Source organism: Microcystis sp. M179S2 (assembly GCF_020245805.1).
GTDB lineage: Bacteria > Cyanobacteriota > Cyanobacteriia > Cyanobacteriales > Microcystaceae > Microcystis > Microcystis aeruginosa.
The window spans coordinates 1-11,393 of sequence record NZ_JADBUE010000073.1 but is presented as its reverse complement, the minus strand read 5'-3'; the positions used below and the strand labels follow the sequence as shown (position 1 = coordinate 11,393).

Annotated in this window: 12 protein-coding genes and 1 pseudogene; 5 read left to right on the top strand and 8 right to left on the bottom strand. The window is 42.5% G+C overall.

What is annotated here, in order from left to right; genetic code table 11:
- Window positions 1-141: 141 nt before the first annotated feature.
- Window positions 142-423 (top strand): annotated as a pseudogene (gene vapC, locus IM500_RS04105) (type II toxin-antitoxin system VapC family toxin); the annotation flags it as partial.
- A 249-nt stretch (window positions 424-672) separates the two neighbouring features.
- Here vapC and IM500_RS04100 read toward each other — a convergent pair.
- The 5 genes from IM500_RS04100 to IM500_RS04080 all read right to left on the bottom strand — a co-directional run bounded on the left by IM500_RS04100 (window position 673) and on the right by IM500_RS04080 (window position 5,014).
- Window positions 673-1,014: a type II toxin-antitoxin system PemK/MazF family toxin gene (locus IM500_RS04100; protein ID WP_043996813.1), complete on the bottom strand. Its 342-nt coding sequence runs from the start codon at window positions 1,012-1,014 to the stop codon at window positions 673-675.
- Entirely contained in the window at window positions 1,014-1,259 is a 246-nt protein-coding gene (locus IM500_RS04095; RefSeq protein ID WP_002739747.1) for a hypothetical protein, read from the bottom strand. Before IM500_RS04095 ends, IM500_RS04100 begins: the two co-directional genes overlap by 1 nt.
- A 76-nt stretch (window positions 1,260-1,335) precedes the next feature.
- A complete protein-coding gene (locus IM500_RS04090; RefSeq protein WP_190722970.1) occupies window positions 1,336-2,598 on the bottom strand; it encodes an NAD(P)/FAD-dependent oxidoreductase in 1,263 nt (420 codons plus the stop codon).
- Entirely contained in the window at window positions 2,595-3,554 is a 960-nt protein-coding gene (locus tag IM500_RS04085; RefSeq protein ID WP_287737771.1) for a hypothetical protein, read from the bottom strand. Before IM500_RS04085 ends, IM500_RS04090 begins: the two co-directional genes overlap by 4 nt.
- Window positions 3,554-5,014 carry an MBOAT family O-acyltransferase gene (locus IM500_RS04080; RefSeq protein WP_190722968.1) on the bottom strand — a complete coding sequence of 487 codons (1,461 nt, stop codon included), beginning with the start codon at window positions 5,012-5,014 and terminating at the stop codon, window positions 3,554-3,556. The genes IM500_RS04085 and IM500_RS04080 overlap by 1 nt, the downstream gene beginning before the upstream one ends.
- Window positions 5,015-5,176: 162 nt before the next feature.
- Here IM500_RS04080 and IM500_RS04075 point away from each other — a divergent pair, with 162 nt between their 5' ends.
- The gene (locus IM500_RS04075) at window positions 5,177-6,148 is read left to right on the top strand and encodes an FkbM family methyltransferase (RefSeq protein WP_190722967.1); all 972 of its coding nucleotides are present in this window, start codon (window positions 5,177-5,179) and stop codon (window positions 6,146-6,148) included.
- Between the two features lie 179 nt (window positions 6,149-6,327).
- On the opposite strand, the gene IM500_RS04070 is transcribed toward IM500_RS04075, so the two are convergent.
- Window positions 6,328-6,753, bottom strand: a complete 426-nt coding sequence (locus IM500_RS04070; protein WP_190722966.1) for a hypothetical protein — start codon at window positions 6,751-6,753, stop codon at window positions 6,328-6,330.
- Between the two features lie 129 nt (window positions 6,754-6,882).
- Window positions 6,883-7,881, bottom strand: a complete 999-nt coding sequence (gene galE, locus IM500_RS04065; protein ID WP_190722965.1) for a UDP-glucose 4-epimerase GalE — start codon at window positions 7,879-7,881, stop codon at window positions 6,883-6,885.
- A 69-nt stretch (window positions 7,882-7,950) separates the two neighbouring features.
- Here galE and pap point away from each other — a divergent pair, with 69 nt between their 5' ends.
- From pap to purN, 3 genes are all read left to right on the top strand, one after another.
- Window positions 7,951-9,444 (top strand): polyphosphate:AMP phosphotransferase, encoded by a 1,494-nt coding sequence (gene pap / locus IM500_RS04060; RefSeq protein WP_190722964.1) that lies wholly within the window; start codon window positions 7,951-7,953, stop codon window positions 9,442-9,444.
- 116 nt (window positions 9,445-9,560) lie between these two features.
- Window positions 9,561-9,845, top strand: a complete 285-nt coding sequence (locus IM500_RS04055) for a hypothetical protein (protein WP_002769454.1) — start codon at window positions 9,561-9,563, stop codon at window positions 9,843-9,845.
- Entirely contained in the window at window positions 9,842-10,480 is a 639-nt protein-coding gene (purN, locus tag IM500_RS04050; RefSeq protein ID WP_052276274.1) for a phosphoribosylglycinamide formyltransferase, read from the top strand. The genes IM500_RS04055 and purN overlap by 4 nt, the downstream gene beginning before the upstream one ends.
- A gap of 231 nt (window positions 10,481-10,711) precedes the next feature.
- Here the strand turns inward: purN and IM500_RS04045 are convergent, their stop codons facing one another.
- On the bottom strand, window positions 10,712-11,308 hold the full coding sequence (locus IM500_RS04045; protein ID WP_287737769.1) for a Uma2 family endonuclease: 597 nt from the start codon (window positions 11,306-11,308) through the stop codon (window positions 10,712-10,714).
- Window positions 11,309-11,393: the final 85 nt, after the last annotated feature.

The window sequence follows — 11,393 nt, the reverse complement described above, 5'->3', positions numbered from 1 at the left end:
TAGGGCATACCGGAACCTTTGGGCTCGATCCAATAAACGCTTGGGGAGAGAATACCTCTACTTTTTCAGAAGCAATTCTGTCTAAGCAAGTAATCTCTGTGAACCAAGAATCCCCGTCTCTTTAGAGCGGGGAGTGTCAACCAGCTTGAACTGCTTCAAGGGAGCTTAAACGAGCAAGAGTGGACAATCCTCTCTACTTACCTCGAAGTGCAGGATTATGTTGAACTCAGGCCTTCTTCCTGGCAAGCGGCTGCACGTATTTACTATGATCTGCGTCGTCAAGGATTGACTGTTCGCAGCCCAATTGATTGCTGTATTGCTCAAGCGGCACTGGAAAATGATCTGCTTCTGATTCACAACGACCGTGATTTTGAAACCATTGCTCAAGTGCGATCTCTTCAAAATCTCCGTTTTCAGCCCTAGGGTGCGTCCCCTAATCTGGCTCCTACTGCTCCACCGATCGATTTTTGGGAACGCACCATGCCCATTGATTGAAACTGTGAGTTTAGTTGCGATGCCGAAGGCACTGGTTGGTCTATCGGCGCGTTACGAGGGCAAGCCTAATCGTAATCAAATTCAGAATGGTACAGTCACACGAAGGTGGCATTGGAACAGTGGAAGAATGCAAACTAAAACCTGGGCTTGGAGCGCAAATTGGTGAAACTATCTTCATTACAGTCCCATTAAGATTCTCAGTCTGTCTTCAACCAATGCCAGGGTTTCTGAGGATACAGTTCCCCATCGCTTCTCAAGTCGTTCTACTGAGATTGATCTTACGTCCTCGCACTTGATAAAACTTGGCATTTTCACTCCTCCCTCTGGGGGTTCCACTTTTAGGTGAAAAGGGATTCCTTTGTCTTTAGAAGTTACTGGCAAAACAACAACTAAGCCAGATGCACCCTGATTAAACAGGTCTGCTGAAATCACTAAACACGGACGCTTACCAGCCTGTTCATGCCCCCTTACTGGATTAAGGTCTGCTAGCCATATTTCTCCTCTGGTAATTTCTGCCACTACCCTTCTACTCCATCAGCGAGAGTTTGCTCCCATGTCTGCCTTTCAGAAATTTCCTCTTGCCATAAAGTCTCATTCTTCCTTAAGGCGGCGAAGGCTTCATTCGCTTGAACTAGAAAAACATATCTGCGATAATTTTCGATGGCTTTGTCTAATACTGTTGGGAGCGTATCCCCAGAGGAGTCAACGAGTGCTAACAGCGTTTTGTGAGCAGCCTCACTAATGCTAATTTTTAATTCAGGCATACTTTTCTCTCGTAGCTTGTGTAGGGCTATTGTAGCCAATTGTGTAAGGGCTAACAACCTGGTTGGAACTGATTATTTATTCTCCCTTTTGCCTTTTGCCTCTCCTGATATGTAGCCTATACTCAACGGATTTAGTATTAGATAACACCTGTGAATAACGGAGTCGGAGAAGAATTTTTTTCGCCCAATGTCGAAACACTTTCAACTGATGGCGTTTGCTGGGTAAACGCAGTATATAGACAAATCGACGCATTATATCGGCTAATCTACCAGTAATATTAAGGCCAAAACTGGAGACAAGGGCTGATTGTTTACCTAGGGTTAACATATCACCTAAATGGAGATAATAATAGGGTTGGGGCGATTTTTTTCTGATCACTGCCGAGATATTTTTGGCTACTACACTGGCTGCTTGATAGGCTGCCTGTGCCGTGGCAGGAATTACCTGTTTACTCGGATAAATTTCGGCTAGATCCCCAAGGGCAAAAACTTCGGGATAGTCGATTAATTGTAAACTGGAACGGGTTAATAATTTGCCTTGTGCTGTTTTCTGACAATCTAAATTATTGATCCAATCTTGTGCTTGGGTTCCTGCTGTCCACAATAATAAATCAATGGGGATAACCTCATTTTTATTATCTTTAAATACGGTTATGGAATTAGCTGCAACTTCCTTTAATCCTGTGTTTAAATAGAGACTAACATTCTTGGCTAAAAGGGAACGATAGGAAGCAATACGCACCGATTTAGGGAAGTTTTGCAGTATTTCCTCGTTCTTTTCCACTAGATGAACTTGGCCCTTTTTTCCTAAACGATCAGCTACCTTACAGGCTAATTCTACCCCATTGGGACCGCCGCCAATAATGGCTAAATTAATTGAGGATTTTCCTTGAGTTTCTAAGTCATGAATTGCTGTTTGTAATTTTTCTACATCCTCTAAACTCCGAAAAGTTAGCCCATAATCAGCTAACCCCAGTATAGCCGGCCAACGATTCCGCACTCCCACCGCTAAAACGAGGTAATCGTAATCTATAACTTCCTCATTTTCTAAATATACTTGATGATTGTTTAAGTCAATATTACTAGCTTTTTGAGGTTTTAAATTAACCTGAGTTCCTGTTAATAATTGACGGTAGGAGGGGGCAATTTCCCAGCGTTGCAATTCTCCTGTAATTAATTCATAGAGAAGGGGAGTAAAGAGAAAATGGTCTTTCGGTTCGACTAAAGTTATTTGCCATTGACCCGATTTTACTGCTGTTAATCGACTCAGAGCGAGTGCCGTGTATAACCCTCCAAAACCCCCCCCCAGAATGCAAATCTTAGTTATAAGTTTATTCATGGATTTTTATTCTCAGTTGTGTTTAAGATGGGTTTCAGTTCCGAAACCAATTGTTCTGAACGAATAATTCTCGCCGGGGGCAAAAGATGATAGTGAGTGTCAGCAAAAATAGTAGAATCGGTCTTAATATTCAAGTCTTTTGGGTCATAAATTGTTGGCACAACCCGACTTAATTCTTCGGCAGATTTGCGAATATTAGCAACGGTTTTACCATCATTTTTTGCATAAACCCAGGGCAAAGAAACCACTAAAGTCGCCCCTTTTGCTTCTAAATCTTTCTTGAGCTTTTCAATCAATTTAATTGAGTGAGGAGAAGCAGGAGTATCAAAGGTCATTTGCCACCATTTCCCCGTTCTTTCCTTAACTATAGTCGGATCACCTGTATTAGTCATTGGATCGGAAAGATAACCCGTCATTCTGCCTTTGGTGAATAAATCAACCGTGGATTTAGTGACTGGACGCATACCCGGAATACCTAATAACCAAGTATCCTCGATCATGGTTTTTAAAGGTATCCCACCTAACCCGGGTTTACCAATAGCGACGCTAAAAGGTGCGGACCCCCAAAGTCCTTCGCCGCGATTAAAACCGTCCTCATCCATGAGCATGAGATATTCAGGAATGAGCAGAATTACGTCCCCTTGGCGCGCTTTTTCGAGAATCATAGCGGCAATGACATTTAAGCCGATATCCCCCTGTAAACCGAAGTTAACCACGGGCATTCCCAATTCTTTGGCCATTAATTCCGAATTTATGCTATAATGCGCCCCCGATCCCGCCGTGACGATTAAACGCCGCGGTCCTTCGACCTTGGCTGCGATCGCTGATTTTTCCTCGTACATCATCCGCAACCAGCTTAATTCGCCGCCGTAGATGACATTATAAACAAAGCCGAGGGACCAAGCGACTCCCAGAGAGGCTAACCAGGGGAAAGGGTTAAAGGATTTAGTATTCATCAGAATTCAAAGTAAATAAAGTCACCGGTATTAGTGGAAGCTAGGAGAATAGTTAAACCTAGCAATATTTTAGACAGCCAAGGGGATAACAAGAGTTCATATTCAAACTTTTTCTGGGCAATAGCCAGATGTTCGAGGATTAAAACAATGATACCAAGAACTAAAGCGACGCTTAAAACTGCTCCTTGATTGAGAGTATAGGAACTAAAAATCTCCCCGATATTAGCTAAGGAATAATTGAAAGGATTGGCAATAACTAGCACTTTGCCGATTAATCTTCTGGTGTTAATCTCCATGAAAAAGAGACAACCAAAAATGACAGCCAATTGCGTTAAAGCCCAGGAGACAATTTGCGGCTGAGAAACGTATTTCCCGACGAAAGCATAGAAAGGTCGGCCCAGATAACGCAGTAATAATAATAATGCCCCGTGGTAAGCCCCCCAAAAGACGAAATTCCAAGCCGCACCGTGCCAAAAACCTGAAAGAGTAAAGGTAATGAATAGATAAAAAGGCGCCCAATTTTTATTGGAACCCATCAGGGGTAAAAACACATAATCCCGAAACCAAGTGCTAAGGGTAATATGCCAACGTCGCCAAAATTCGTTAATACTTTGGGATGTGTAGGGGGCTAAAAAGTTTAATTCTAATCTAACCCCGACAAAATAGGCTAAACCAACAGCAATAAAGCTATAACCGCCGAAGTCAAAATAGATTCTCAGGGTGAATAAAAAGGCCTCAAACCAGATATACCAAGCATTGTCGATCATCTTATCTAATTCGATGTAGGGCGCAATGTTATCGGCGAGGACAAATTTCATAAATAAACCGAGGGAAAGCCAACGCAAACCCTTCTCGAAGTTTTCTCCTGTAAATTTGAGGCGAAATCCCTCCATTTGCGGTAATAAATCCCGGCGACGCTCGATCGGACCTGCGACAATCTGGGGGAAAAAGGAGATAAAATTGACATAATCGAGGACGGCTAGGGGTTTCTTTTTCTTTTCCCGTAGGGAGTCCACCACGAAAGCCACCATCTGGAAGGTATAGAAGGATACCCCCGGCGGGATTTGGCTAGGCACGGGAATTGGGGAAAGTTCCTTCCAGTTAGGGGGGAGAGAAACGAATAATCCGATGATTTCCTCGACAAAAAAGCCGAAATACTTGAAGTAGGCGAGGACGAGAATATCGATGACGATAACGATAGTGGCTAGGAGATTCGCTTTCCAGCCGCTCATTTTCAGCACTAGCCAGACCATAATGTAGTTAAAGGCTAGGGAGACGATGAAAACGAGGAAACTGGTGCGACTGGCGTAATAAAACAGGATCAGGGAAAGTGCCGCTAATCCGACTCCATCAAAAACACCTCGCCAGAGATTGAAGGACTTCGCCAGGTAGCGCGCCGTTAGGAAAGGAACGCTAAAAAGGATTAATATCCACCAAAATATAAAATCAGAGTAATTCAAGGCGTGTTAACTCCTGATGGTCTGTGTTACCTTGTTTGAGATGGGTTTCCTGACTTCTGATGCTCAGAGACGGGGGATTTTCTTGACAAGCCTATCAAACTTTGTCAGACTTGTCCATAAAATTACCTTCATCCATCCTAAAAAATCGAGGCTAGACAAGCAATGCTTTATCAAAAACTGTTAGATGCACATAAACGCTATCGACAATTTAAGACTTATCCCCATATTGCCGATCAATATTGGTCTAGTCAGTTGGCAGAGCATAATATTAATCCTAATTATGTGGAATATGATGCTAAATCTGGTCAACTTTTTTACAAACCCTTAGGGATCAGTTTAAGCAAAAATAAGCAAGATTTCCTCTTGGCTAGTAAAGTTTTTAACAAAGCTAACGCCTTAAAAGCTCTAGCTGATTGTCAATTTTATATCGATGAGCAACAGGAATTAATTATCGATATCGATGGAGTTAAGTTAATTATCGAGACGGGACAGGATTTAGATATCGCCCATGAAATTTTCCTTTTAGGTGTATATAATTTCCTCTATGACAAGCCCTGTGTAGCGATCGATATTGGTATGAATACGGGTTTTGCTAGTCTCTTTTTTGCCAATCGAGCTAATGTGAAAGCTGTCTATAGTTACGAACCTTTTAAGGCTACCTACGACCAAGCTTTAAGAAATTTTGCCCTCAATCCTAATCTAGCGGAGAAGATTAAAGCTTTTGATTATGGAGTCGGCGCTCGGGATGAAATTATTCAAGTAGAATACGATTACAATGTTAAAGGTAGTGTTGGTATTTCTGGTATTGACAACCAATTAAAACCTTTTGCCTCGAAACAAACAGCTACAGCTGATTTAATTCTTAAACCTTTCACCGATGTGTTTAAAGGTATTACCTCTGATTATCCCGACATCGATATAGTTGCCAAGATTGATTGTGAAGGTTCCGAATACGAAATCCTCGATTCTTTAGCGGCAACTGGTCAATTGGGACAGATGAAAATTATCATGATGGAATGGCATAAAAAGGGTCCCGATGCTTTAGTTAAGCATCTGCAAGAATTCGGTTTTATCATCTTTTCCAGGATGCCTCGCAGTAAAAATGTCGGCACTTTGTACGCAATTAAACCCTAATCCGTAGGGTGCGTTACGCTATCGCTAACGCACCACAATATAGGCAATTAGACCTTATATTTTTGGGGTAAAAAGTCAAGATTCAGTAACCCACCACAATATAGGCAATTAGACCTTATATTTTTGGGGTAAAAAGTCAAGATTCAGTAACCCACCACAATAGCTGTGCTAATAGTGCCTTACTGTGCTTGACAATAGGTATTAAAAGCTTCGCCAGTTTCCTTTTCTAATTGGCCAGCTTTTCTGACCTTTTCCTGTGCTAATTTTGCCCCGTTTTTATTGCGAGTTTCGATAACTTGAATTATTTCACGAGTGGCAGTGGCATAATCTTCGTAAACTTGAGCGAAAGCGGTCTTATATTTATCTAGTTCGGTATCCTTCACTGCTAATTTTTTCATATTTTCTGCGGCCTGTTCGATTTTATCGGCGGCTAATAGCCAACTTTTTTGGTCAATTTCTGTCCCTTGAGCGTTGGTTAAGGATTTGGTTTCTTGGGCCACTTCGTTGGCAATCCGATAGATTTTTTGACATTGAAACTGTTTACTATCAGCACAACTTGCTAAAAAAGTCAAGCCTATAAATATTAAGATTATTTTGTTATTCATAGCATTGTATTCGAGAGAATTCTAGGGAAGCTTATAGCGGTAAACTATCAGCCTCTAGCAGTTTTTTACTGTTATCGACTGATAGAACTGTTCAATCTTATAAGATTAAAGTTTAGCACTCGATCGCTGTTAAGCGTGTCTTTTTTGATGCCAATTCCAGGCGTGTTCAACTATTACCTTGAGATCGGCATATTGGGGATGCCAACCGAGAACCTGTTTAGCTTTATCGCTACTGCCGATTAAAATGGGGGCATCACCTGATCTTCTGGGACTTTCGATGACGGGAATATCTAAACCAGTTACCGCTTGCGCTGTTTCAATCACTTCACGCACGGAAAAACCGTTACCATTGCCCAAATTAAACACATTACTTTCGCCCCCATTTAAGAGATATTCTAAGCCTAAAACGTGAGCTTGGGCTAAATCATTAACATGGATATAATCGCGAACAGCAGTACCATCGGGAGTATCATAATCCGTGCCGAAAATTGACAGGGAATCCCGTTTTTTCAGGGCAGTTAATAAAGCCAGGGGAATTAAATGGGTTTCTGGTTGGTGATCTTCCCCTAATAAACCACTGGGGTCGGCTCCTGAAGCATTAAAATAACGGAAAGCCACCGATTTTAAACCGTAGGCCCGATCAAAATCCCGAAGAATTTGTTCCACCATTTCCTTACTGGCAGCGTAGGGACTGAGGGGATGATGGGGATGATTTTCCGTCATCGGAATTTCTTTCGGCATTCCATAAATAGCACAGGTGGAAGAAAAAACAAATTTCTTCACATCGGCGGCGATCATCGCTTGCAAAAGAGTCAGACTACCACTAACATTATTTTGATAGTAAATAGCCGGTTCTTGCACCGATTCCCCCACGGCAATAAAAGCGGCAAAGTGCATGACGGCGGCAATATCACGACTGGCAAATAAATTATCCAGCAGCGATCGATCCCTAGTATCACCGACAATTAACTCAACTTTTAATATATCCTTAATGATTTCGGCGTGACCGTAGGATAAGTTATCGAGTACGATGACGGAATAACCGGCATTTTTGAGCGCTAGAACCGCATGGGAACCAATATAACCCGCACCGCCAGTAACGAGAATGGTAGGTTTAACTTGAGACACGCGATCATACCTATTTGAGATTGACTTGTCTATAACTTTATACCCTAATTTTCCTTTTATTTGACCATCATGTTAAGTCCCCTCGATCTATCTCTTTCCCTTGACAAAGAAACTTATCAATCACAAATTAAAGATTTAATGCAACAACTGCGATCGCTACAGAAGTCCTGTTGGGAATGTAAATTACCCGTGGTGGTGGTTTTGGAAGGTTGGGCGGCGGCAGGGAAGGGAACTTTAGTCAAAAAAATGGTTAACTATATGGATCCTCGCGGTTTTACCGTCCATCCAATTTTAACCCCTTCCCCCCAAGAGGAAAGTTACCCGTTTTTGTGGCGATTTTGGCAAAAACTGCCAGCAAAAGGCAGTATCGGCATTTTTTATCACAGTTGGTACACCCATCTACTAGAGGATCGACTCTTAAATAAATTGCCCTCCTCCCAGATTCCCCTAGTCATGCGCGATATCAACACCTTTGAGCGACAATTATTTGATGATGGTATTGCGATCGCTAAATTCTGGATTCACCTCAGTCAAAAGGAATTAAAGTCACGCATCAAAGAATACGCCGAAAATGAACTAGAATCTTGGCGCGTGCGTCCGGAAGATTGGCAACAGGCCAAACGTTATGATGAGTATGCCAGTTTAGCCGAGGAAATGATTACCTACACTAGCACGGGGGCCGCCCCTTGGACATTGGTGGAGGGCAACTGTCAACGTTGGTCCCGGGTAAAAGTTCTCTCCCAATTAGTCGGTACGATCGCTCAAGCTTTGGATCAGCGCCGATTACCGATCGAACCTCCTGCCAATCTACCACCCCAAGCGCAATTACTGCCCACGGAACCCGATTATCTAGGGAGAGTGGACTTAAGTGCCCAATTGGAAAAAGAAGACTATAAAATCCGTTTGCGTGAGGCACAGGTAGAATTAAGAAAACTGCAATTAAAGATTTTTCAGGCAAATATCCCCGTTTTAGTCCTCTTTGAAGGGTGGGATGCCGCCGGCAAGGGAGGTGCGATCAAACGCTTAACCGATACCCTCGATCCTCGCAGTTATCAAGTGATTGCCTTTGCTGCCCCGACGGAGGAAGAACATCGCTATCATTATCTCTGGCGCTTCTGGCGGAAATTGCCCGCAGCCAAAACTATCGGTATATTCGATCGCAGTTGGTATGGACGGGTTTTAGTGGAGAGAGTGGAAGGATTCGCTAAAGATATGGATTGGCGACGGGCATATCAAGAAATTAACGAATTTGAAGCCCAATTAACCCATTCAGGCTGTGTTTTAGTCAAATTCTGGTTACATATCAGCCCCGAAGAACAGTTAAATCGCTTCAACGAACGCCAAACTAACCCCTATCGTCAACATAAACTCACCGATGAAGATTGGCGCAATCGAGAAAAACAGCCCCTCTACCATGTGGCAGTTAATCACATGGTAGCCCGTACTAGCACCCCCGTCGCCCCCTGGACGATTGTGGCGGCAAATGATAAGTATTTCGCCCGCGTTAAAGTCATAGAAACAGTCATTGCCGCTATTGAAACCGGTTTGAAACAACGGGGATAAGGGAGATAGGGGTATGGGGATTTTTTCGATTCACCCTCTCTTAACCGTGATGTGCTGAGAAGCAGAGTCGAGAACTTTATTGAACGTTTTGAATATCCACCAGAGGAGAAACAATCATGAATCTCAATGAGTTGCCAGGGGCCGAGATCATCTTACCCGGACTGAGGGATCTTCACAATGGTGAGTCCAATACCATTGGGGCGTTGCTAGTTGCGATCGCATCGACGCGCCTAACCGAAGTCGGTTTCGATATCCCTAAAAATCACCTAGCTTCAGAGCCTGAGCTAACCTTGTATGCCTATCTCCAAGAGGAACGGGATGATGCTTATTCTTACTATAATGCTTTGCTGAATCGCCTCAATAGCTTTTGCAATGCACTCGAACTCGCTTATAAAATATGATGACAATTTCCCCCAGTTTAATTTCTCCCGATCTTAGTTTGGCCGATATTCCCCTAGAGGAAACCCTCTCTTTAGGAGTGATGGCTTCTGGTAGTGGTTCCAATTTTGCTGTTTTAGCAGCAGCGATCGCTAAAAAACAACTTAATGCCCGGATTTCTGTCCTCATCTACAATAATCCCGATGCCAAGGTAAAAGAAAAAGCCGCTCACTACAATATCCCCGCGGTTTTCCTCGATCATCGTCAATTTAAACCCAGAGAAGAACTCGATCGGGCAATAGTAGAAACTTTCCAAGAATACGGCGTAAAATGGGTAATTATGGCGGGCTGGATGCGAATTGTCACCCCGGTTTTACTAGATGCTTTTCCCGATCGCGTGATTAATATCCATCCTAGTTTACTACCCAGTTTTAAGGGTGTGCGCGCCGTGGAACAAGCTTTAGCCGCAGGGGTAAAAGTGACCGGATGTACTGTGCATATCGCTCGCGCAGAGGTAGATAGTGGCCCAATTTTAATGCAAGCAGTGGTTCCCATTCTCCCGGATGATACCGCGGCTAGTCTCCACGAACGCATTCAAGTGCAAGAACATCGCATTTTCCCGGTAGCGATCGCTTTAGCGGCGAAATTGAGCCTATAGAGATAGATTTCTGGACTTCCTTGGCGAGAATACTGGCAAAAAAACGAAAATTCAAGGCAAATCGTTAAATAGGGTTTGCGGCAAAAAGTTTGTTGGTGGGGTTAGGAGTCAGTAGCCAGTAGTCAGGAGTCAGGAGAATTAAGAATGAATAATAATCAGTTAAATGGTCTATTTACAGACTTTATGCTATTTAATCCTTATTTTTGCCGTTTTTGAACCATGAAAAATTAATTATGCAAGAGGTTTATTAATTATATTAAAAGTAACTCCTTCGTAAATTTCCTGAAAACTGAGATCAAAATTGACAGAAGTTAAAGATAAACTGGCATTTTCGCCCTCGTATTCCGTTAATAACCATTTATTTTCTTGAGTTTTGTTATACTGCATGACATAGGGACGACTTTGACTGATCAGAATATATTCTTGAAATTCCGGCAGCGAACGATAATAGAGAAATTTATCACCCTGGTCATAATTTTGAGTTGATTTTGAGAGGACTTCTACTATTAATCTGGGATTGGTAACAGTTGTCTTGCCAGTTTCATAATAAATCGGTTCACCTTCAATTAGCATCACATCGGGATAGGTTGCTTGACGATATTGCGCTATCCATAATTTCACATCACCGATAAAAATATTATATTTCTGTCCTTTCAGGGCAAATTTTAAATAAGCGGCAAAATTGAGAGCAATTTTATTATGATCGGTAGTGCCTCCTGTCATCGGTACGATTTCCCCATCTTGATACTCATTTTTATAGGCTGCCGTTTCCTCTAGTTCTAAATATTCGGCAAAGCTATAGGTACTTTTATCTGTTGCTATAGTCATAATTTAAGTAGCTGGTTATAATTAAATTAAAAATGGATTTTAGGTTCGATCCCCCCTGCCCCCCTTGATAAGGGGGGTGCCGATC